The 22,612-nt window shown below is 58.3% G+C and carries 20 protein-coding genes; 8 read left to right on the top strand and 12 right to left on the bottom strand.

Going from position 1 to position 22,612, the window contains the following annotated elements; genetic code table 11:
- Nucleotides 1–26 precede the first annotated feature (26 nt).
- The 3 genes from QZL63_RS08150 to QZL63_RS08160 are packed head-to-tail and all read right to left on the bottom strand — an operon-like array spanning nucleotide 27 to nucleotide 3,394.
- A complete protein-coding gene (locus QZL63_RS08150; RefSeq protein WP_290586500.1) occupies nucleotides 27–1,007 on the bottom strand; it encodes a DUF6043 family protein in 981 nt (326 codons plus the stop codon).
- Complete coding sequence (locus QZL63_RS08155) at nucleotides 997–2,013, bottom strand: PDDEXK nuclease domain-containing protein (protein ID WP_022308830.1); 1,017 nt, start codon at nucleotides 2,011–2,013, stop codon at nucleotides 997–999. Before QZL63_RS08155 ends, QZL63_RS08150 begins: the two co-directional genes overlap by 11 nt.
- Before the next feature lie 37 nt (nucleotides 2,014–2,050).
- Complete coding sequence (locus tag QZL63_RS08160; RefSeq protein WP_022308831.1) at nucleotides 2,051–3,394, bottom strand: site-specific integrase; 1,344 nt, start codon at nucleotides 3,392–3,394, stop codon at nucleotides 2,051–2,053.
- Nucleotides 3,395–3,912: 518 nt separating this feature from the next.
- Between QZL63_RS08160 and QZL63_RS08165 the strand changes: the two genes are divergently transcribed.
- Nucleotides 3,913–4,221 (top strand): hypothetical protein, encoded by a 309-nt coding sequence (locus QZL63_RS08165; protein WP_290586504.1) that lies wholly within the window; start codon nucleotides 3,913–3,915, stop codon nucleotides 4,219–4,221.
- Between the two features lie 21 nt (nucleotides 4,222–4,242).
- Here the strand turns inward: QZL63_RS08165 and QZL63_RS08170 are convergent, their stop codons facing one another.
- Genes QZL63_RS08170 through QZL63_RS08180 form a run of 3 tightly spaced genes read right to left on the bottom strand, consistent with a single transcriptional unit; the run spans nucleotide 4,243 to nucleotide 6,232 of the window.
- A complete protein-coding gene (locus QZL63_RS08170; protein WP_022308833.1) occupies nucleotides 4,243–4,983 on the bottom strand; it encodes a LytR/AlgR family response regulator transcription factor in 741 nt (246 codons plus the stop codon).
- Nucleotides 4,980–5,993: a sensor histidine kinase gene (locus tag QZL63_RS08175; RefSeq protein ID WP_022308834.1), complete on the bottom strand. Its 1,014-nt coding sequence runs from the start codon at nucleotides 5,991–5,993 to the stop codon at nucleotides 4,980–4,982. Before QZL63_RS08175 ends, QZL63_RS08170 begins: the two co-directional genes overlap by 4 nt.
- Nucleotides 5,990–6,232, bottom strand: a complete 243-nt coding sequence (locus QZL63_RS08180) for a hypothetical protein (RefSeq protein WP_290586507.1) — start codon at nucleotides 6,230–6,232, stop codon at nucleotides 5,990–5,992. The genes QZL63_RS08175 and QZL63_RS08180 overlap by 4 nt, the downstream gene beginning before the upstream one ends.
- Here QZL63_RS08180 and QZL63_RS08185 point away from each other — a divergent pair.
- Genes QZL63_RS08185 through QZL63_RS08195 form a run of 3 tightly spaced genes read left to right on the top strand, consistent with a single transcriptional unit; the run spans nucleotide 6,219 to nucleotide 11,871 of the window.
- Nucleotides 6,219–7,343, top strand: a complete 1,125-nt coding sequence (locus QZL63_RS08185; RefSeq protein WP_022308835.1) for an efflux RND transporter periplasmic adaptor subunit — start codon at nucleotides 6,219–6,221, stop codon at nucleotides 7,341–7,343. The two genes, QZL63_RS08180 and QZL63_RS08185, sit on opposite strands and share 14 nt — an antisense overlap.
- Nucleotides 7,340–10,513 (top strand): efflux RND transporter permease subunit, encoded by a 3,174-nt coding sequence (locus QZL63_RS08190; RefSeq protein WP_022308836.1) that lies wholly within the window; start codon nucleotides 7,340–7,342, stop codon nucleotides 10,511–10,513. The genes QZL63_RS08185 and QZL63_RS08190 overlap by 4 nt, the downstream gene beginning before the upstream one ends.
- Nucleotides 10,510–11,871: a TolC family protein gene (locus tag QZL63_RS08195; RefSeq protein ID WP_290586510.1), complete on the top strand. Its 1,362-nt coding sequence runs from the start codon at nucleotides 10,510–10,512 to the stop codon at nucleotides 11,869–11,871. The genes QZL63_RS08190 and QZL63_RS08195 overlap by 4 nt, the downstream gene beginning before the upstream one ends.
- Nucleotides 11,872–12,406: 535 nt before the next feature.
- Here the strand turns inward: QZL63_RS08195 and QZL63_RS08200 are convergent.
- The 4 genes from QZL63_RS08200 to pncB form a co-directional block, all read right to left on the bottom strand.
- Nucleotides 12,407–12,571, bottom strand: a complete 165-nt coding sequence (locus QZL63_RS08200; protein WP_022308839.1) for a hypothetical protein — start codon at nucleotides 12,569–12,571, stop codon at nucleotides 12,407–12,409.
- A gap of 176 nt (nucleotides 12,572–12,747) precedes the next feature.
- Nucleotides 12,748–13,161: a toprim domain-containing protein gene (locus tag QZL63_RS08205; RefSeq protein WP_022308840.1), complete on the bottom strand. Its 414-nt coding sequence runs from the start codon at nucleotides 13,159–13,161 to the stop codon at nucleotides 12,748–12,750.
- Nucleotides 13,162–13,421: 260 nt separating this feature from the next.
- Entirely contained in the window at nucleotides 13,422–13,622 is a 201-nt protein-coding gene (locus QZL63_RS08210) for a hypothetical protein (RefSeq protein ID WP_290586513.1), read from the bottom strand.
- Nucleotides 13,623–13,728: 106 nt separating this feature from the next.
- Nucleotides 13,729–14,931 (bottom strand): nicotinate phosphoribosyltransferase, encoded by a 1,203-nt coding sequence (pncB, locus tag QZL63_RS08215; RefSeq protein ID WP_022308841.1) that lies wholly within the window; start codon nucleotides 14,929–14,931, stop codon nucleotides 13,729–13,731.
- Nucleotides 14,932–15,361: 430 nt separating this feature from the next.
- Here pncB and QZL63_RS08220 point away from each other — a divergent pair, with 430 nt between their 5' ends.
- Both QZL63_RS08220 and QZL63_RS08225 read left to right on the top strand, forming a co-directional pair.
- Entirely contained in the window at nucleotides 15,362–16,159 is a 798-nt protein-coding gene (locus QZL63_RS08220; protein ID WP_022308842.1) for a metallophosphoesterase family protein, read from the top strand.
- Complete coding sequence (locus QZL63_RS08225; protein ID WP_022308843.1) at nucleotides 16,134–16,814, top strand: hypothetical protein; 681 nt, start codon at nucleotides 16,134–16,136, stop codon at nucleotides 16,812–16,814. The genes QZL63_RS08220 and QZL63_RS08225 overlap by 26 nt, the downstream gene beginning before the upstream one ends.
- A gap of 90 nt (nucleotides 16,815–16,904) precedes the next feature.
- Here the strand turns inward: QZL63_RS08225 and eptA are convergent, their stop codons facing one another.
- Both eptA and QZL63_RS08235 read right to left on the bottom strand, forming a co-directional pair.
- Nucleotides 16,905–18,440, bottom strand: a complete 1,536-nt coding sequence (gene eptA, locus QZL63_RS08230) for a phosphoethanolamine--lipid A transferase EptA (protein ID WP_022308844.1) — start codon at nucleotides 18,438–18,440, stop codon at nucleotides 16,905–16,907.
- The gene (locus tag QZL63_RS08235) at nucleotides 18,434–19,678 is read right to left on the bottom strand and encodes a hypothetical protein (protein ID WP_022308845.1); all 1,245 of its coding nucleotides are present in this window, start codon (nucleotides 19,676–19,678) and stop codon (nucleotides 18,434–18,436) included. The genes eptA and QZL63_RS08235 overlap by 7 nt, the downstream gene beginning before the upstream one ends.
- A 729-nt stretch (nucleotides 19,679–20,407) precedes the next feature.
- On the opposite strand from QZL63_RS08235, the gene QZL63_RS08240 reads away from it, so the two are divergent.
- Entirely contained in the window at nucleotides 20,408–21,487 is a 1,080-nt protein-coding gene (locus QZL63_RS08240; protein ID WP_290586516.1) for a DUF3575 domain-containing protein, read from the top strand.
- A gap of 5 nt (nucleotides 21,488–21,492) precedes the next feature.
- Nucleotides 21,493–22,578 carry a DUF6562 domain-containing protein gene (locus QZL63_RS08245; RefSeq protein ID WP_022308847.1) on the top strand — a complete coding sequence of 362 codons (1,086 nt, stop codon included), beginning with the start codon at nucleotides 21,493–21,495 and terminating at the stop codon, nucleotides 22,576–22,578.
- The last annotated feature ends 34 nt before the right edge of the window (nucleotides 22,579–22,612 follow it).

The following is a 22,612-nucleotide window of genomic DNA, read 5'->3' on the forward strand; positions in this document are numbered from 1 at the left end:
AACGTGATTGAATGATCTTTAAGCGTTTAATTCGCAACAGGTTCGGACGAATTAAACGAGTTCGTTTCGGATAGAAAATCCTTGATTTCGCGAATGACGACGGCTTCCGAGCCTCGATCCCGGACCGCTTTTCCGGCAAGCAGCGGCTCGGTCAGCCGGCTGTATGCCTCCTGTATGCCGCGTTCGTGGACGATGCGAATCTCTCGGCCGTATTCCTCCTGCAGTGCGTCACGGAACGGCTTGATCGGAATCGGGAGCGTCAGATAACGTAACTCGTCGAGAGCGATCTTCAGTCGGGCAATATCGGTTTGTGTATGCCGGGTAAGGAGATACGTCCCGATCTTACGCCGCAACTCCTCGGGGCGGGATACCGTCGGGGCGAACATCTCCGTCAAAGAGCGGGTGGTTCCCGGACGCCCCGGCTTGCGTTTTGAGCCGTTCCTGTCGTTTGACGACTCCTCCATGGCCCAATCCAGCACCTGATCGCTTTCGGCCAGGCGCATGGCTTCGCGGTGAGCTTTCCACTCCTCCCGGGTCCGAAGCCCCAGTTTGATGGAACGGGCAATCAGCAATCGGATCGTAGCGCTCATGGTGATCTTCTGGAAGTAGCCCAGGTCAGGAGATCGGCGCAACTCTTCACAATGCTCCACCATGCGTTCGAAGCTCTTTCCGAAGTAGAGCCAGCAGAGCATTGCCGGAACCGGCGATCCGGCGACCGGTTGCTCGCACTCCCCAATCAGTTTGCGGGCGAGGTCGTTGTCTTGGGCAGCCTGTTCGATCTCGTCGACATGGTCGAACAGCCCCTCGTTGGCCTTGGCTGCCGCGAGCTTCCGATATTGCGGAATAAGGGCGATGGCCTGAAGCAATACGGCCTGACACCCGGCCATGTCCCGGGTGTTCATCGACTCTTCGAATGCAGCATATTCTTCGGGATGGGCCTCCATCCACTCCCGTAGCTTTGCCTTGAAGGCTTCGTATTCCGCCTGGCCCATGGCTTTATTGATCAAATTCCTGTAATTCGATTCTCAATTGCTCGGCAAGTTGCTTTTCAGTGGGCAGATAGAGCTGGTATTTGCTTGCCAGAATCGTATTGTTGTTTTCCGGCAGCGTATATTTTACCAGCAGATCGTTCTTGTCGGCGCACAGCAGGATTCCAATTGTCGGGTTCTCATCGGGCGCCTTCTCGTTCCGATCGTAATAGTTTACATACATTTGCAACTGACCGATGTCTTCGTGTGTGATCTTGTGGGTCTTCAATTCAATGATAACGAAACAGCGGAGCAGCCGGTTGTAAAATACCAGGTCCGCGAAGAATTCATCATCTTCGAGCAGTATCCTCTTTTGGCGGGCAACGAATGAGAACCCGTTCCCCAATTCCAGCAAAAAAGCCTGCAGATTGGTGATCAGGGCGCGTTCCAGGTCTTTTTCGTAATAGGCTGCGTCGGGTTTCAATCCGAGAAATTCCAGTACCATGGGATCTTTGATGATCTCGGTCGGAGATTCGGGTTGACGTTCTTTGCGAGCCACCTCCAATACCGATTTCTTGTCGTTGCTCAACAGCAACCGCTCATAAAGCCCGGAATTGATCTGCCGTTCCAGTTCGCGTCCGGTCCAATTATTATTGGCGGTTTCCAGTTCATAATACTCCCGTTTGTCGTTGTCGCTTATTTGAATCAGAAGACGGTATTGATACCAGTTGAATTGTGAACGCAGTGCGTTCATATTTCGGTATGTGTTGTAGAACTGACGGCAAAAGGCCAGTTGCCGATAGGAAAATCCACTTCCGAACTCTGCCTCCATGTTGTCTGCCAGGTGTTGCAGTAGTTTGGTCCCATATTCAGCACGTTCTTTGCCGTCCTGTTCTTCGAGCATGATGCGTTCTCCCAGTTTCCAGTACATTTTTACACGCTCGAAATCGACACTTCGTATGGCAGTCGTTCGTGCGGTGATGATGATGTTTCGAATGTCGGAGACAAATTGTTCGTCCAATTTGAAGATTGCCGGTTCGTTCATGGTTCTCGCTATTGAATAGTGAACGCACTGCGTTCAATTATGACAACAAATTTACTAATTCTTTTTTCATTTCATCGTCGATGGTGCGGTAGCGGGCAAAGGCCTTGCTACCTTCTTTGTGTCCGCTCAGTGCACCGACCAGATTGGGATCCTTGACTTTCCGGTAGAGATTGCCGACAAAGGTCCGCCGCGCCAGGTGTGATGAGGCGATTTCGTACAACACTCGCTTCTCCTCCTCGCGGGTCGTCGGGTTGATGACCGTAACCAATCGCTTCAACCCGGCTGCCTTGAAGATCCGCTTGATGGCCAGGTTGTATTTTTGTTCGGAGATGAACGGCAGCAGCTTGTCGCCGTCACAGGCTTCATACCGGGCAAGAATCTCCGAGGCCATGGCGTTGAGCGGCACCCGCACCGTCAGCGGACGTCCCTCCTTGGTCTTGCGCGGAATGTATTCGATGGCGCCGCCGATGAGATTCGATTTCGTCATCTTCAGCAGGTCGCCCACCCGGCAGCCGATCAGACATTGGAAGACAAAGATATCCCGCTGGATGGCCAACTGGGGATGGCGCTTCAGATTGGTGTCGTAGATCCGGTGCAGCTCCTCGATGGTGATATAATACGGCGTCCCGTAGGTGCACTCCTCCAGCGGAAAATCGTCGAACGGCCGGTTCCGGCTCTTCTTATGACTGTTGCACCAATAGAAGAAGGTTCGGATACGCGAGAAGCAGTCCAACAGCGTGTTCTTGCCTCGGGGTTGCGGCGTGCGGGCTTCGGGAATGGCCTCGTAAATCTCGGGATAGATGGCGCAGTAGCGGTACTCGTTTTCCAGAAAGTTCCAGATGTCCCGCAGGGTGTCGGCCGTTACCCGGTCCACATCCAGCGTGAAGTCCTCCTTCCCCATCTGGGTAGCCCGGATGTAGAGTTCATAGCGCTGCAAAGCCCGCTTGATGACGCGATAGTTCTTTTTGCGAACCTCCGAAAGTCGGTGCTTCTCGAGAAACTCGTCGAACAGCGCGGTCAAGGTCGGTTTGATGGCGGATACTTGCTCCAGGTTGTACTTCTGCGGATTGTAATATTGGTCCAGCGCCTCCTTCAGCCAACCTTTCGATACCGTCTCTTCGGGGCGGTTCTGATAGGCTCTTTCAATGTAGGTCTTGAGCCTGCGGGCTTCGTTGTTGTAGCGGGTGCGCATGGCCTCGTCACAGACGACTTTGCTCTTGACCTGCTCGGCCTTGTCATCCCAAAGATTCGGATTGATCGTAAGACGGGTCGGGGCGACCAGATCGAGTTGCCGGCCGTCGCGCAGACGCGCGTAGATGGTCGCCTGGGACTCCGTGTCGTAACGGGTGACGCTCTTTTTGAGAATGAGGGTTACTTTCATGGTTCAGCAAGATCTAGGGGCTTGTGACAAAGATAGAAATCTTTCCCCACATTTTCCCCACACATGCTGAAAAATCTTCAATGCCCTTTCAGTGATTAAGACAAACGAGTGAATATACAATACTGAAAATAAGTGAAATACTGTGAAATTTGCACATATATCCAATTATTCCGATTTAATGGAATTTACTATATTCAAATGCGGCTCCGGGTACCAGTAAAGAATTCCAAACAGCTAATCTATAGCTGTTTGGAATTCTTATTTTACCCTCTGTGTCCGCATTTTGTCCGCATTTCTTCAAAGGTAGGAGATGTGACTCTGATTTTTGCATTCAAACACGGCCATTCCATCTACTTTCGGCGTCGGGCCGAATGCTCCGGAAAAAGGGATGGAAAATGACGTCAGATGCCGCTTGTCATCGGATTCAAGCCGTTCATCAACAGACACTTTTATGGAAAGAAACCATCGCGTATCTTTGTTTCTGTAATCGAAACGATTGTTTCACGAAAAAATCTGACATGATGAAAAAAGTATTGTTTGCAGCCGCCATGATGCTGACGATGGGAACCACGGTCGCAACGTCGGCCGCTGAAAAGGTTTCGTTGAGGGGACAGGCCTCCGTCGAGATGGATTATCAGACGATCAATATCAAGGACCTGCCGCAAGCCGTCCAGGACGCTATTGCCGCAAAATATCCCGAGCTGACAATAAAAGAGGCCGCCGTCGAGGAGGTGGGTGGTACGAAGACCTACAAGGTGACGTTCCTGGACAAGGATGGTGTCGAGACGGTTGTTGTCTATGGCGAGAATGGAGAGGAGCAGGAATAGCTCCTGTGATCCATTTATTTACTAATTAACTTTTCCAGACGATGGGGCCTCGGCAGGGGCCTCATCGTTTTTTCTTATTCTTTGCAGAAAAACGTCGACATACGTCCGACCGATGGGAATGATGACCGAACTCTCTTTCAGCCGCAACTGCACATGCGAGTATTCCGCCACCTGCGACAAGGCCACGACATAGGACTTGTGAACCCGCAAGAATTGGTCGGCGGGCAGCAGTTCAGCAGTCCTCTTCAGGCTGTTGCGCGAGAGAATGTATCGGCCGTTGCGACGGTGCACCTTCGTGTAGTTCTCCATCGCTTCGAGGTAGAGGATCTCATTGACCGGGATGACCACGTTGTTGTATTCCTGTTTCAGAGTCACGGTCTCCGTGCGGTCGGATTTGGCGCGCGCCTCGATCCGTCGCAGTGCCTTGTCTACAGCCCGCACGAAACGCTCGTAGGCAAAAGGTTTGTGCAGGAAATCGACAGCATCGAGGTCAAAGCCGTCCAGCGCGTACTGCGCATAGGCTGTGGTGAAGATCAGACAGCAGCCCTTCGGAAGTGCTTGGGCGACCTCCAGACCGTCCATGCCGTTCATCCGGATGTCGAGAAAGACCAGTTCGGGGCGGGTGCGGCGGATCGTCTCCAGCCCCACATGCGGTTCACTGAAGGTCTCCAGTGACAGACCGCCCTTGCGGCGGCAGAACTGCTCGATGACCAGCAGCGCCATTGGTTCGTCGTCAATGGCTATGCAGCGGATTGTTTTCATTCCTCGTGCAGTCGAATGGTGAGCCGGACGCGGTAGAGACCCTCCCGCTCCGATGTTTGCAGGTCGAACCGTCCCGGTAAAAGCAGTTGCAGCCGTTTGCGGCAATTCGCGATGCCGATGCCGGGAACAGCCTCCTCCCGCCGCCGCATCACGGCATTTTCGGTCGTGAAGTCTAGCATGCTCTTGTGCAGGTGCAGCCCGATTCGGATGGAGCAGTCGGTCTCCGACGAGATGCCGTACTTGAAGGCGTTCTCCACGAAGGTGATGAAGAGCATCGGGGGAACCGCTGCCCGGTCGTCGTCAATCTCCTCGATCAGCTCGACCTGCGTATGGCTGTTCAGCCGTAGCCGCTGCAGATCGACATACTGGCGGATGTACTCCCATTCATCGACCAGCGGAATCATCTCACGGTCGGCCTGTGCATACATGTAATGGAGTATGTTCGAGAATTTTACGAAAGCCGATTCCGCCCGGTCCGATTTCGACAGCGTCAGGGCATAGAGCGTGTTGAGCGTATTGAAGAGGAAGTGCGGGTTGATTTGCGCCTTGTAGAGGGCCAGCTCGGCCTTGTTTTTCTCGGCCTCCAGCTCCTGGCGAAACAGCATCTGGCGGAACAGTTCGAAGGTCAGTTCAATGGCCAGCGAGAAGCCCGTCACCACGAGGAAGAAGAACCAGATGGTCTGGGTCCGCATGTTCTGGCGGGCCGCCAGCTGGCGGGCATCGAGTGCCGGGGAGCTTTCGTGCATCGGGAAGTGAGTAAGCAGCTCCGTCACTCCGACCAACAGCAGCATCAACAGGACAATCCGCAGGTACTTGTGTTGCAGGAACAGGTGAGCGGGTCTGGTCCGGCGATAGATGAAATAGAGTCCGTAGATATAGACCACGAGCGTGAGCAGGAAGGCCGTGTTGTGGACTATCCAGCGGTCGACGGGCAGAAGCGTGATGACCAGCGGCATGATGACCAGGCAGAACAGCAGGTCGACGTATCGGGCTATGCGGGTGAGCTTCATGACGGGAGCGGTTTCATATGAGGAAGACGATACAAAGATAGTTCTTTGCGCGCTAAAACCCACTCCTCGCTGCGGAGTTCGTCATCATATTCCGGTCGTTGGTCATCACTTGTTTTCCCGTTCGGCGGCGGTGCTCTAAATTTGTCCAGACGGGAGGCTTCCGCATCGGAGGCAGCTCCCGTTTGGGCGATACGAAGTGCAAATAACAGAAACAAATACCCAAAAATGAAGAATCGCATCTTTTTTCTCCTGCTCCTGATACCGATGCTCGGCGGATGTTCGGGCGACCGGCCGCAGCCTGTTGCCGGGAAATACGCAACCTTGACGGCCGAACTCGGAAGCATGACGCTCCATACGGACTATGCCGCCACGCTGCGGGGTCGCCAGAGCGTGGAAATCCGGCCGCAGGTCGGCGGTATCATTACCGACATACTTATTGACGAAGGCGCCGTCGTACGCAAGGGACAGGTGCTTTTCATCATTGACCAGGTTCCCTACCGGGCGGCGCTCGAAACGGCCGAGGCCAATGTAACGAGCGCCGAGGCGCGGTTGCAGACCGCGCGGCTGACGAGGGAGAGCAAGGAGGCGCTTTTCCGTGAACGGGTCGTGTCGGATTTCGACGTGCAGATGGCACGTAACGAACAGCTCGAGGCCGAGGCGGCCCTGGCTCAGGCCCGGGCTGCGGAGACAAACGCCCGCAACGACCTCTCCTACACCGAGGTGAAGAGTCCCGTCGACGGTGTGGCGAGCATGATTCCCTACCGTGTCGGGGCGCTCGTAGACAGCAATATCGACGAGCCTCTGGTAACCGTCTCGGACGACGCGCGCATCTACGCCTACTTCTCGATGGCCGAAAGCCAGATGCTCGACCTGATTCTGCAGTACGGCTCGCTCGAAGCGGCCCGAGAGCAGATGCCCGATGTCGGACTGCGGCTCGGCAACGGGGCGATGTACGACCTTGCGGGGCGCATCGACGCCATCAGCGGCACGGTAGACGAAGGGACCGGTGCGGTGCGTCTGCGCGCTGTTTTCGAGAATCCCGACCATCTGCTGCGCAACGGTGGCAGCGCCTCGGTGTCGGTGCCCACGCACTTCAATGAGTGCATCATCATCCCGCAGTCGGCCACCTATGAGTTGCAGAACCGCATCTTTGTCTGGAAGGTGGTAAACGGCAAGACCCAGTCGGCGCCCGTCTCCGTCTACAAATACAACGACGGCACCTCCTACATTGTCGAGTCGGGACTCGACGTGGGAGATGTCATCGTGGCCGAGGGCGCGGGACTGCTGCACGAAGGAATACAGATTACGCCCGCTGCAGGCGATGAATCCGAAAACAACGCAGCCCTATGACCATCCGCACCTTTATCGAACGGCCCATTCTGGCCGGAGTCATCTCGGTGGTGATTCTTATCGTGGGGCTCATCGGTCTTTCGCAGCTGCCCATCGAGCAGTTCCCCGAAATCGCACCCCCGACCGTCAGCGTCTCGGCCACCTATACCGGTGCCAATGCCGAGACCGTACAGAAGAGTGTCGTCGTACCGCTGGAGGAGGCGCTCAACGGCGTGGAGAACATGATGTACATGACCTCCACGGCGTCGAACAACGGTTCGGCCAAGATTTCTGTCTTCTTCCGCCAGGGGACCGACCCCGACATGGCGACGGTCAACGTCCAGAACCGCATCGCCACGGCGCAGGGACTGCTCCCGGCCGAAGTCACGAAGAGCGGCATCACTGTGCGCAAGCGCCAGACGAGCAACATCAAGCAGCTGGCCGTATACAGCCCCGACGACTCGTTCGACGAGGCTTTTCTGACCAACTACATGAAGATCAACATCGAACCGCGCCTGTCGCGTATTGCCGGCGTAGGCGAGGTGAACGTCTTCGGCTACGAATACTCGATGCGCATCTGGCTCGACCCGGCCAAGATGCAGAAATACGGACTGGTGCCTTCGGACATCACCACCGTGCTCGACGAACAGAACGTCGAGGCTCCGACTGGAACCTTGGGCGCCGAATCGGAGAACACGTTTCAATATGTACTGAAATACCGCGGCCGTTACGAGCATGAGGCAGACTATGAAAACATGGTCATCAAGTCGCTGCCCGACGGCGAGGTGTTGCGGCTGAAGGATGTGGCCACGGTCGAACTCGGAACCCGGGCATACGACTACATCAACGAGGTGAATGGCCATCCGGGCTGCAACATCATGATTGCCCAGACTTCCGGGTCGAATGCCAACGAAATCATCGAGGAGATTGACCGCACGGTGGCGGAAATTTCCAAAACCCTGCCCGAAGGGATCAAGATCGTCGATCTGATGAGTACCAAGGATTTCCTCGACGCTTCGATCCGCAGCGTCATCAAAACGCTTATCGAGGCCATCATCCTGGTGGTGCTGGTGGTCTACATCTTCCTGCAGAGTCTGCGTTCGACTTTCATCCCGGCGCTCTCGATTATCGTCTCCCTGGTCGGGACCTTCGCCTTCCTATATGCCGCGGGATTCAGCCTCAACATGCTGACACTCTTTGCGCTGGTGCTGGTCATCGGCACGGTGGTCGATGACGCCATCGTCGTCGTGGAGGCCGTGCAGGCCAAGTTCGACGAGGGGTATCGCTCGGCTTACCGCGCCACGATCGACGCCATGGACGGAATCACCTCGGCGCTGGTGACCACGACCTTTGTCTTCATGGCCGTCTTCATTCCCGTGAGCTTCATCGGCGGGACGACCGGTACGTTCTACACCCAGTTCGGTCTGACAATGGCCGCCGCCGTGGCCATTTCGCTCATCAACGCCCTCACGCTCAGCCCGGCCCTCTGCGCACTCATCATGACCCCGCATCAGAGCGCAGGCGAGGGCCGGCGGCTGAGCTTTTCGTCGCGTTTCCACATTGCGTTCGATGCGGCGTTCCACCGGTTGGTGTCGCGTTACAAGTTCGGCGTGCTGTTCATGCTGCGCCGCAAGTGGCTGGCCGGTCTGCTGCTTGTTGTGGCGTGCGCGGGCTTCGCGCTTCTCATGTCTACGACCAAGACCGGTCTAGTGCCCAACGAGGATATGGGAACCGTCTTCATCGACGTGCGCACCTCGCCCGGTAACAGCACCCGGCAGACCCGCATCGTCATGGAGCAGGTGGACAGCTGCCTGCGTACGATCCCCCAGATCGAGCTCCAGTCCAATACCACCGGCAACTCGATGCTGAGCGGACAGGGAGCCTGCAACGGCATGTTCACCATCCGGCTGAAGGATTGGAGTGAACGTACGGACCGGGAGGACGCCATCGATGCCGTGATGGATGAAATCAGCCGCCGTACGGCCTTCATCACCAGCGCCGACATCATGCCCTTCACGCGCCCGATGATTCCGGGCTACGGTGTGAGCAGCGGTTTCGAAGTCTATGTCCAGGACCAGAAGGGCGGCACGACCGAGGATCTGCTGAAATACACCCGGCAGTTCATCGAGGCGCTGAACCAACGCCCCGAGATCGGACGCGCCACCACATCGTTCGACACCAAGTTCCCGCAGTATCTGGTCGAGGTTGACGCCGCCCGCTGCAAACGCAACGGCGTCTCCCCAGCCGACGTGTTGAGCACCCTGTCGGGCTACATCGGCGGCAACTACGCCTCGAACATGAACCGCTTTTCGAAGCTCTACCGCGTGATGGTGCAGGCGCCGCCCGAGTACCGCCTCGACACCGAATCGCTGAACAACATCTTCGTGCGCAACGATGCGGGCGAGATGTCGCCCATCGCGCAGTATCTGACCCTGACGCGCGTCTACGGATCGGAGATCCTGACCCGTTTCAACCTCTTCTCCTCGATTCAGGTCAACGGCACCCCGGCCACGGGCTACAGCTCCGGACAGGCCATCGAGGCGGTGCGCGAGGTGGCTGCCGCGACGCTCCCGACCGGTTACGGCTTCGAGTTCGGCGGCATGTCGCGCGAAGAGTCCTCGACGGGTAATACCACGACGCTCGTCTTCGTCATCTGCGTGGTATTCATCTATCTGATTCTCTGTGCGCTGTACGAAAGTCTCTTCATCCCGCTGGCCGTGATCCTCTCCGTGCCGTTCGGCCTGGCGGGCAGCTTCCTCTTTGCCCGGATGTTCGGGCTCGAGAACAACATCTACCTCCAGACGGGTCTTATCATGCTGATTGGCCTGTTGTCGAAGACGGCCATCCTTCTGACGGAGTATGCCGCCGAGCGACGGCAGCATGGCATGAGCATCGCCCAGGCTGCCATCTCGGCTGCCAAGGTCCGGCTGCGCCCGATTCTGATGACCTCGCTGACGATGATTTTCGGCATGTTGCCGCTGATGTTCGCGTCGGGTGTCGGAGCCAACGGCAATGCGTCCATCGGTGTGGGAACCGTCGGCGGCATGCTGATTGGCACGATTGCCCTGCTGTTCATCGTTCCGCCCCTGTTCATGATCTTCCAATACCTGCAGGAGCGGTGGATGCCCGGCAGAAACCTCGCAGAGTCCGACCCCGAATCTGTCCAACCGGAATCAAAATCTCGCGCATGAAACGAATCGTCATGGCATTGTGCCTGCTCGCGGGGCTGGGCAGCTGCCAGATATATCGAACCTATCAGCGCCCCGAACTGCCTGAGATCGACAGCCTTTTCCGGCAGCCCGTGCAGGGAGCAGACACGACGTCGCTCGCCGACCTCACCTGGCGGGAGCTCTTCACCGATTCCCGACTGCAACGGCTCATCGACTCGGGAATCATGAACAACAGCGACTTGCAGATTGCACGGCTGCGTGTGGCGGAGGCCCGGGCCTCGCTCACGGCCTCGCGGCTGGCTTACCTTCCCTCCCTGTCGCTTACCCCGCAGGGAGCAGTCAATGCGCCGGAGCATGCGCCGACGACCCGCACCTACGATTTGGCAGCTGCAGCCGAATGGGAGGTAGACCTCTTCGGAAAACTGCTCAACGAGAAGCGCGGGGCTGCAGCTGCGTTGGCCGGGCAGGAGGCTTACCGCCAGGCGGTCGAGACGCAGCTTGTGGCGACCATAGCCAACAGCTACTATACGCTGCTGATGTTGGACCGGCAGATGGAAATCACGCGCAGCACGTCGGAAATCTGGGCCGAGAACGTGCGGGTCATGGAGGCACTCAAACGGGCCGGCCAGACGACCGAGATGGCCGTGGCGCAGACCGCGGCGGAACAGGCGTCGGTCGAGGCGTCGGTGCTTGCGCTCGAGCGTCAGATTCTCCAGACGGAGAATGCGCTCTGCGTGCTGCTCGGCACAACACCCCGGGCGATCGACCGCACCTCGCTCGACGAACAGCAGTTCCCGGATTCGCTCTCGACAGGCATTCCGTTGCAGCTTTTGAGCCGGCGTCCGGACGTTCGCCAAAGCGAAGCAACCCTGGCGACTGCCTTCTACGCCACGAATACGGCCCGCTCGGCATTCTATCCGTCGATTACGCTCGGCGGCACCGCCGGGTGGACCAACGCCGCGGGGGCGGCCATCTCCAATCCGGGGCAATGGCTGTTCACGGCCGTCGGCTCATTGGTCGAGCCGCTCTTCACGCGGGGCCGGAACCGTGCGAATCTGAAAATCGCCCGGGCCCAGCAGGAGGAGGCGTTGGTGAACTTCCGTCAGAGCCTCCTGACGGCCGGGGCGGAGGTGAACGACGCACTGGTGCAGTGGCAGACGGCCCGGCGTCGCCTTGAACTGGACAATCGGCAGATCGAGGCCTTGCGCTCTGCCCTGCGCAGCTCGGAACTGCTGATGCAGCACAGCTCGCAAAACTACCTCGAAGTCCTGACGGCCCAGCAATCGCTGCTTCAGGCCGAACTCGATGCCGCATCCGACCGGTTCGACGAGATTCAGGGTGTCATCAACCTCTACCACGCCCTCGGAGGCGGATATTGAGTTTGCAGGTGAAAAATAATATGCAATAGCAACTATTTTGAAACTTTCTTTGCCGCAAAAGAAGAAAACAGCATGTCGGAAGAATTACTGGTAACGAGCATCGGGAAACTGCGCAACCTGTTGCCCCGCCCCTCATCAGCACATAGCGATACTTCAGGTCGTTGTCATACCGGCTGCGGCCAGGCCACCTCTTCAGGTAGAGTTCGGCTGACTGCGCAACGATCACGATAAACATCGACATGAAGAGCCTGGAGTTGCGGGTTGCGTCCCGTGAGAACGAGAAGACGATCGGAGATCGCATGCAGCCGCTGTTCGATCCGATGGCCCCGTTCCTGCTGTGCCTCGCTTACCCTTGTCTGGGTCTGTTCCAGTTGCAGAATCAGAATTTACAGCTGCTATGGTTGCTGCCGGTTGAGATCGGGCCTCGGCCTGCTCCGTGTGGAGTGTCTTGATAAGGGTCTACTTCAACTCTTCATACATCTCGAAGGAGAGCTCCAGAATGTTCTCATTCATTATCTTTCGTATTTTAGGTTGGTTATCCGATTTTGCGGGAACGTGCCTCCATGCGGCGCTTGCGCTCCACCACCTCCCGCTGCGGAGAAGGGATACCGGCCGCACGGGTCAGGGCACGGAGCTTGAAGTTGCAGGAGGTGTTGCACCGCAAGGTGATGCGGTACTCCTGTTTCCGGGCGCGTCCCAAAGGCGGACGGCCCCCTTTTTCGGTGTGTTCATGGATTGGAATTTTTGAGTTGAGACCATCGGGATAGGGCCTTGCGGCCGGTTTTTGGCTGACAGAAACGCAACCTTGCCTCCCTTATCATTCCTCCCTTGGGTCGTAACTTCGGTTTTCGGGATTCAGCCTTTACCCCTTCCGAATCATTCCGAAACCGTCTGCGGGTAATCCAAAAAGAGATACGCGTGGTCGATCATCTGGCTGCGGGGACACCGACGGGTCAATTCGGCGAGGGTGTGACGTCCCGTTTCGTCGTTGTCCAGAAAGGCATGGACCGTCGGATGCCGTTCGAGGAAAGAGAGCGCCTTCGGCAGATTGACCACCGGGTTCAGCACCGCGGCGTCGATACCGAGCGGTGCGGAGTGCTTCATCGAGAGACAGGCGAGGAAGTCCATGAACCCCTCGAAGACGATCACCCTGTCGGCCTGGTGGTCGATGGTCGTTATCTGTTTGGGCGAGGAGCTCCCCTTGAAGCGTTCGGACCGCAGCTCCCAGCCTCCGCAGTCATTCCGGAGGCCGATGGCGAAAAAGCAGCGGCAGCGAACCTGGTAGCGCACTTCCCGACATTAAGCCGCCGCAATCCCGGGCACAATGCCGCATGAGGCAAGGTCTCCGAGCAGCGCCGGATGGCGCAGCGGGCCAGATATTCCCGGATGGGGATCCGGGGAGAATATGGGAAAGAAAGGTTGCCCTCTTACAACGTTCTTACAGGACAGTCGGTGCCGTAAGTCCGTAAGCGTTGTAAGATTCAGCAAGAGGATTTGTAAGAAATTAGGAGACAGAGAATAAGCCGGATGTATCTCCGTCTCCAACGATCTTACAGGCCGGAGACATCGTTCAGCAGTTCATCAAGCAGTTTCCGGGTGACGGTATAGGTCCGTGCCGTCTTGCTCTCCTGGCATTGGGTCGGCCCGTTGTAGGTGATCGTATAGCGCTGGTAGCAGGTCGGAGGTGCCGGCCGCAGCTGCCAGCTCTCGGTCAGTGTCCGCCGCAAACAGGAGATCAGCGACAGAGTCAATCGATACGCCTCGGGCAGATGGCCCAGTCGCCATCCGAAAAGTGTGTGGGCATCGTCGCCTGATCCGCAAAACCGGACACGGCATGCCCCGTCGGCCGCAACTCCGTCAGTCCATGTGCAGGGCCTCCATGAAGCGCCTGATCGTCTCCGGATTGCCCGTGTGTTTGCCTTCGTCTTCGCTGATCTTGCACGTCTCGTTATAGAAGGGCCACGATTCCGTAATCTTTGCGGCGATGAGCTTGATCACGATATTGAGCGGCCGGACCCCCTCGAAATCATTGGTTATGTGCGTGCCTATGCCGAAAGAGGGCTGGCAATAGTCTTTGGCATACTGTTGGATCCGGATGGCTGCGGACGTGTCGAGGGCGTTGCTGAACACGACCTGCTTCGTCCGGGGATCGATTCCCAGCGAACGGTATTTCCCGACAATCCTCATGAGCTGCTCGTAATTGTCCCCGCTGTCGATGCGCAGGCCCTTGAACTGGTTCGCAAAATCCTCGGAAAAGTTCAGGCTGAAGATATCCCATCCGAAACTGTCATAGAGGAAGAGCCCCAGCGCCCCGCGGAAGGTGTTGCGCCACAGGTTCATGGCCATGTGGTTGGCCATCTGCGGACCGTACATGCCGCCAATGGCGCAGATGAATTCATGCGCCATCGTGCCGATCGGCAGCAGGTCGTACTTCATCGCCAGATGCACATTGCTCGTTCCGACGAAGCGGCCGGTCCCGTTCGATGCCCCTTGACAGCTCTTCAGGGCGGATATGGCGGTATCCTGCGCCTGATAGGAAGCCCGGCGGCGTGTTCCGAAATCACTGAATACGCACCCGGCATCCAACAGCCGCCGGCCCTTTTCGGCGGTCTTGTCGTAATAGACCCGATAGTCGAAGCGCCGGTCGGCGCCGGTCATCATGTAATAGAGTTCGGAGATGATGGCAAGGAGCTTCACCTCCAGCAGAATGGTCTCCGACCAGCAGCCTTCGATATCCAGGTGCAGATGCCCCTGCCCGTCCTGCCGGACCCTGACCCATCGGTGGTCGAACCGGAAACCCTTCAGATAGGTATAGAACCAGGAGGGGATGAAGCGGCACCGACGTTTCATGAAGTCGATCTCCTCATCGGTTATGATGACCGACTCCAGCATCAGGATCTGCTCCTCGAGCGCCTGTGCGAATCCAGCCGGATAGACGGTATCATCCCTGTCCGTAAATGCATATTTCACACGTGCTCTGGGAAAGTTGTCGATAACGGCACAGCACATGGTGAACTTGTAAAGGTCATCGTCGGTAAAATGGTTTATGATCTGTCTCATGGCAATAATGTTTTGATGACAGTCGCGGGATGCCCCTTCCGGCCAGGCGGAAAGCCCCCGGCCCCGGCAACAGCATCCCGCTGCATCGAGGTTCCCGTTCGTTAGCATTCCGAAGGCCGAAAAGCGCGCGTCGGGCCAGCATGAAACGGCCCGGCAGATCGGCGAAACCGGAAATCGCACACAAATTTAACAAATTGTCCCGTTTTTTCACCATATGGGAACCGCTATCTGATCATCCCAACCGACAGGAGGCCGCAATACGAAACCGACGGGGCATATTCGGGAAGTTCGACATGTTGTCGCAAAAAGGATCTGTCGGACTTTTCGGATAATCTGCGGCTGAAAAAGACAACCGCCCGCACCTCCCGGCATGCTATTTTTGCGGCATGCCCGTTCCGGGGAGCGCGGCTGCCATCCAAACCTGTCGAACATGAAGAGACTTGCAATTGCCCTGCTGGCGGCGACAACGGCGACAGCCTGCCAGGTGGACTACCATCCATACGACACCCGCATCGACGGGGAGTGCGGAATCAATGCGAAGAACATCGCCCGCATCGAGGCCTCGACCGCCGGGAAGAGCGCCATCCGCTTCGCCGTGATCTCCGACACGCAGCGCTGGTACGACGAGACCCAGAAGGCGGTCAGCGCCCTCAACGCCCGCGGCGACATCGACTTCGTGCTCCACACGGGCGACATGGCCGACTTCGGAATGAAGGCGGAGTTCGAGCGCCAGCGCGATATCCTCAACCGCCTGCACGTTCCCTACGTCGTCCTGCTGGGCAACCACGACTGTCTGGCCACCGGAGAGGAGATCTTCCGCACGATCTTCGGCGACTTCAACACCGCCTTCACGGCCGGGAATGTCCGGATTCTCTGTCTGAACACCAATGCCCTGGAGTTCGACCTCCGGGAGGCGGTGCCCAACTTCGAATTCATCGAGACGGAGCTGACCGAATTCCCACCCGAGGCGTCGAAAACCATCGTCGCCATGCACGCGAAGCCCTACACGGAACAGTTCGGAGACAATGTCGCCAAGGGATTCCAGTATCTCGTCACGCGCTTCCCGGACCTGCAGTGCTGCATCAACGGGCACGGACACAATTACAAGGTCGTGGACCTGTTCGGCGACGGCGTGCTCTACTACGAGTGCGACAACATCGCCAAGAGATCCTATCTGCTGTTCACCGTAAACGAAGAGGGCTATGCGTGCGAGCGTATCGAATTTTAGGGGAGCGCTGCTCCTGGCCGTCCTTCTGACGGCATCGGTCGCCGCAGCCGAGACCCGGCAGGCGGGAAGCATCCCGGCGCCCCGCCCCCTCGACCGCCGGGAGCATTGCGGATACGAATCGTGGGAGAGGCTGCTGCCGACACACGTCAAGGCCCAGTATGCCGGAGGCATGGGCTTCCTCTCCGCGGGTTACGGATGGGACTACGGCCGCAAATGCCGCTGGGAGACAGACATGATGATCGGGGTACTTCCCAAAGCCTATTCCGACCGGACGCACATGACCTTCACGCTCAAACAGAACTACATCCCGTGGAGCATCCGCTGCGGCGAACGTTTCGCCGTCGAGCCCCTGTCGTGCGGCATCTACATGAACTTCATCTCGGGAGAGGATTTCTGGATCCGCGAACCGGACCGTTACCCGGGAGACCAGTATTACAACTTCACCTCGCGGCTCCGGTTCCACCTCTATGTCGGACAGCGGTTCACCTTCTACCTGAAGGGCGACTCGCTGCTGCGGCACATCACGCTCTTCTACGAATTTTCGGCCAACGACCTGGACATCGTCGCCAAGTGCGGGAACCGTCATCTCGGACTGGACGAGATCGTCTATTTCTCGGTCGGAATCAAATTCCAGCTCTTCCGCGCGACCCGGTAGCCGGACCATCCGCACCACGAAACGATACCGCCGCACCCGGGAGCGAAACGGTTGCTCCCGGGCGCGGCGATCCCGCTTCCCCACGCGACGTTACTCCTTTTCTGTGGGGCTGAAGATGTCCAGCGATTCGTCGTAGACCGGGCTGTCGATCCCGAGGAAACGGAGGATGCTGTGGAAGACATGGTACTGGCCGACCTGCTTCCCGGCATCCGCCTTCAGTTCCCCGTCCGACGTCCATACGAGGAACGGTATCTCGATCTGCTCCTTCGGGGCGACGAGCATGGGAACCCCGTGCATGTAGAGGTTGCCCTCGCCGAGGGACTCCCCGTGGTCGGAGACGAAGATCAGGCAGCTGCGCCGGGGCACATCGCGAAGGATCTCGATTACCGAGTGGATCAGATAGTCCGTATAAACGATGGTGTTGTCGTAAGCGTTCATCAACTCCCCGGGGTCGGCTTTCGACATCTCCACGGTGGTACATACGGGCTTGAACACCTCGAACCCGGCCGGATATTTCTTGTAGTAGGTCGGCCCGTGGCTCGTGCTGGTGTGGAGCACGATCAGCAGTTTGTCCTTGTCGCTCGAGAGGATCTCGTCCTTGAGTCCGGCAAGCAGGATGCCGTCATAACGGTCGTCGGCCTCGGGATAGCGCGCCTTGAGCTCCCTGGTGCCGTAGTGTTTGTCGATGTGCAGGGGTGGCTCGCCCCAGTTGGCACTGCGCCACACCACATCCACACCGTTCCGGTAGAGGTAGTTCGGAAGGATCTCATAGAGTTTGTTGGTCGGCTTGTGGTCGAGAATGGCCTTCACGCCGGCCGTGGTGTAGGTCGCCGCGGCATCTGCCATCAGGGCGGTCACGCTGTCCCGCTCGAGGAGCGGATTGGTCGGCCGCCCGTATCCGTAGAGCGAGAAATTCGCCCTCCGGGCCGACTCCCCGATCACCAGGACGCAGACGTCACGGCTGTCGGTAGCGATCCGTGCATCGGGCAGCGGAATCTCCTTCCGGTTGCGTTTCCGCTCGGAGTTGTAGTAACGTACGGAATTGACCACATACGACCAGGGCATGATCAGGCTTCCGATCTTGGGGGCGTGGCGGTCGATCCAGGGCCAGTTCTGCATGTTGATCAGCGCCACGGCCAGGGAGAGCGCCAGCGCCGTGCCGGTACGGGTCAGAAAGCGTCGCCTGCTGCCGTAGTCTACGCGCCGGGCAAAGAGGTAGATGCACGGCACGACGCCCAGGAAAAGGAGATACCACACGGCATCCCAGGAGAAGAACCCGGAGGCTTCCGAATAGCGGGTGTTGAAGACGTTGCCCATCATCTTGTCCGTGATGAGCACCTGATAGGTGTTGATGAAATAGAGGCTCAGGGCGTTGCCGACGAAGGTGAAGGCAAGGAGGCATTTACCCACAAAGCGGCCCAGAAAGAGCAGCAGGTAATAGACGAGGAAATTGAGCGCCAGCATCACGACGACGAGCCCTCCGGCAATCATCACGCCGTTGAAGCCCCCTTCGAGGTTGTCGAGCACCAGCCGGAAGAAGGGCCGGTGGTATGCCACGAGCGTAAAGAGGCTGAGCACCGAGGCCACGCGCGTGAGGCTGGCCTTCTCTTTGAGGAATCCTACCATTTGATCACAATTTTATAGAACGCGAACAGGGTCCCGGCACACAGGACGAGGATCACGAGGTTGAAAAGCACCGTCAGCGGGATGTTCACCGTGTGCGCCGGTGCCACATAGGGGCTCTCCGCCGCAGAGGCGTCGTATCGTGCGAAGGGATTGGTGTAGATCACCTCGCCGTCGGGGAAATAGGCGGTGATTCGGGCATAGGGGTCGTCAGCCGTCAGGGTGTACCGGGCCTCCGAGGTGTTCAGCGCCAGCGCCAGGGTGGCGTGGTCCTGCCCCGTCACCTTGATGCTGTCGGCCGGGCACGACAGGGCGATGTAGACCGTCTGTCCGTCGAGGCCGATCCGCTCGATCGACGGAAGGTGGCGGTTCCGCTCGTATTTCACCTTCCAGTCCCCGCGACCGTAGTCGGGTACGCGCATCGCGTAATAGCACCCCCCGAGAAGCGTCTTCCGGATATCCTCATAGCGCGCCGAGGGGCAGCACAGGAAGTTGCACCGGACGGCGATGGCGCTCGACCGGTCGGGAAAATGGAGGTCGTCGTTGGCCAGTCCGAAACTGTAGTGCCCGGCACTGAGGGCCCAGTCCCAGTACTCGTTCTCCTTGCTCTTGCCGCTGTCGAGTTCCATGATCCGGTAGCCGCCGAGTTTCCGCATGTGGTCCTCCGACGTGCCGATCGTCCGCAGGGGATGGTTCATCTGGATGAAGTCGGACTCCTTGCCCAGCAGGTCCAGCTGGAACTGTTTCTGCGAGGCAAAGAGCGGGACGAGGTGGTCAAAGAGGTTCACGTCGCTGCACCCGAACACCAGTTTGTGGTATTTGAACAGGTTGTAGCCGTGCTCGTAGACATTGACCTGCAGCATCGGGTCGTACGGATGCACGGTCAGCTCGTTGTGGTTCGAGAAGGTCACGATGTCGTAGCCGAATTTGCGGTAGGCCGCATCGGTCTCATCGGGCCAATGCTCGCACTCGTTCAGGATGCCCTTCACCCGGGTGTGGGTATGGAAGTTGGCCCGTTTCCAGCAGAACGCCGAATCACCGCCGTCCCGATAGGGGTTGAAGATGTCCGGTCCGCTGAACGGCCTCGGTTCGGCAAAATCGTAGATGGGGCTCACACTGGTGACGAAGACCGCCAGAAGAGCGATCAGGACCAGTGCTGCCAGGGTCTTGAGCACGACGACCGATATCTTTCCGAGCAGGGAGGCAGAGGTCCGCCTGCCGGGGCGCAGTTCTTTCTCCATAAACAGCCGATATTAAAAATAAACAAAAATAGATTTTGCAAAAATAGAAAAAATGTCAGAAGAGAAAAATAGTACGTGCGGATATTGCAGGGACGCGGTTGGACAGGTCCGGCCCGCATTTATCGCTCGGCGGGCTCCGTTCGGAGGCATACGGGCCTGCTCCCCGCTCGACGGCCCGGAACAGGATGGCACCGAATTTGCATTCGTTTTTCCAAGGGTCCGGACAGACGGTTGTGGAAAAAACGTTGGTCTTTTCCAAACAGCGAAGGATCTTCAACGGAACCACCGGTCGTGACTTCAAATATTACACAAAACGTCCGATAAAATAAGCATATTCGTCCCATCGAATTGGATTATTCCCAGAATATATCTAAATTTGAAGAAAAGACCAACGTTTTAAAATCACAGGAACGCCCCAGAGATATCCGAATCGGACAAGAGCGAACCCAACGAGCAAGACAATACAAAACCCCAAACCGCAAAGAAATCGCAGGCCTATGAAAAAACTGCTACTTCTGCTGATGACCGGTTTCTGCTCACCGGTCATCCACGCCCAACAACAGACAGCCGATTTCACGGGAGCCTCCGAAATCTGTTTCCCGGACAGCCTGTCACGGATATCGGAAGGCTCTTCCCCCAGTCTGATCTACTTTACCGGCGGNNNNCGACAGTCTGATCTACTCCACCGGCGGCTTCGTCACACCGGTGCATTTTGCCGTCAATCGTGATGTGCCGCAACCGAACGACCGGCTCGAACCGGCATTCGGGCTGCTCGACGAAATCCGGCACGACCCGGTATACCGGCTGACCTACATCTGGATCGGAGGCAGTGCCTCGCCCGAAGGCCTCGCCGACTGGAACCTGCGCCTGGGCCAACGGCGCGCCGATGCCCTGACCCGGCTCATCGGGGACCAGACAGGCCTTTCGGCAGAGTGGTTCCGAACCGACAACCTGGGCGAGGACTGGACGTCGTTCGAACGCATGCTTGCCTCCGACCGCCGCATCCCGAAGCGCGACGAAGTGCTGGAGATCCTCCGCAGCACCCCCGACAACGAGGCGCGCAAACGGAAGATCCGCGACCTCGACGGCGGACAAACCTGGCAACAAATCATCCGCGAACTCTTTCCCCCGCTGCGCAATGCCCGCATGGTCATCGTCTACCAGCGGCCGAAAAACGACGGCATCGGCGCCGAAGCCGCATTCCCGGCCCCGCTTCTCCGCGTCGCGGAACAGCCGCTCCCGGCCGCGGGCCTTCCCGCCTCCCCCGAAGGAGGCTGCGGCTGCGGAAAGTGGCTGATCGCCGCCAAGACCAACCTGCTGTTCGATGCGGCGCTGGTCGCCAACCTCGGCATCGAGATCAGCCCCTGCACCCACTGGTCGCTCGACATTCCCGTGTGGTACTCGCCCTACAACATCACCTCGCGGCGCAACATCCGCCTGCTGGCCGTGCAGCCCGAGATCCGCTGGTGGCCCGAAGAGGCCCTGCGGGGCCATTTCATCGGCCTGCATACCCACGTTGCCGGCTTCAACATCGCCCTCGACGACTACGCCCGCTACCAGGACCCCAACCACGCGCTCTGGGGTCTGGGCCTAAGTTACGGATATGCCCTGCCGCTGGGCCGGGCACAACGCTGGGGGCTGGAGTTCACCCTCGGCGCCGGATTCGCCAAATACCGCTACGACGCCTACCGCAACCGGGAGAACGGACAGAAATTCGCATCGGGATCCGACTGCTACTGGGGCATCACCCGTGCCGGGATCACCCTCTCCTACAAATGGGACCTCTCCCGCAAAAAACCCAAAAACTGAACGCCATGAACCTTCGTTCCATATATCCGGCAACCGTCTGCGGGATCGTGCTGCTTGCCACATCCTGCGACGCCACTATACACGAATACCCGGGAAAGGGAGAATCGCTGGTCGTCGTGGAGCTGAACGTCGATCGAACCCCTCCCCAATACTACAAGGAGCTGGTCTACGACCAGGACGGCAACCGCTCCGAGACCGAACTCGCTCCGGAGCTTTCACAGACCTACACGGCCGACGAGAGGCTCTGCATGCGCATCATCACCGAACTCTACGAGGTCGCCTCGACCGAATCGCGCACGAATACAGGGCGGCTCGTCGCCCGGCGCGAAATCGCGGTCGAGCGACTCATGGAGGCTCCGCAGGACACGTTGCAGTTCCGCGTACCCGAGGGCCGCTACCGGGCCCTGAGCTGGGCCGATTACGCCCCGCAGAGCAACGTATCGGACTGGCACTTCGAGACCGGTTCGCTCGATGCGGTCCTGGTCAAGGTCGAGCACAAGCCCCAGGTAAACCACCACAAGAGTTCGGCCGCCGGATCGAGCGACTTCGCCATCGACTTCGCCGCCGACAGGCAGGGTGCCCCGATCCTGCTGCGGAGCGGACGCGCGACGCGCGCCGACGACGGCAGCATACCGGTCTATCTCGAGCGGGCATCGGGCCGCTTCAGGCTGTGGGCCACCGACCTGCAGGAGTTCCTGGCCAGCGGCAAACGGATCGAGGACCTCGACGTGCGGATCATCTACAAACAATACGTCAGTGCCGGATACAACGTCGATACGCAGAACCCCAACGCCTTCGTGGAGAGCCGCACGATGGAGACCTCGCCCTCGACGGTCGAGGCCGACGGGAGCGTGCTCCTGGCCTACGACTACGTGCTGACCTCGAGCGACCGGGAAGACCACGTACTGATCGACGTGTTCCTCTACGAGGACGGACAGGAGCTGAACCACTACCAGGACATCGAGGTTCCGCTGTGGAGAAACCGCGAGACGGTCATCAAAGGGCCGTTCCTGACCCGGTCGGTCGGCAGCGGCGACATCGGGATCGATGAGGGATTCGACGACGAGTTCGTCGTCGTCATCCCGGACTGACCCCTCGGATTCATGACATAAATCACAAGTATCA

The organism is Alistipes sp. CAG:268 (assembly GCA_000434235.1).
Classification (GTDB): Bacteria; Bacteroidota; Bacteroidia; order Bacteroidales; family Rikenellaceae; genus Alistipes; species Alistipes avistercoris.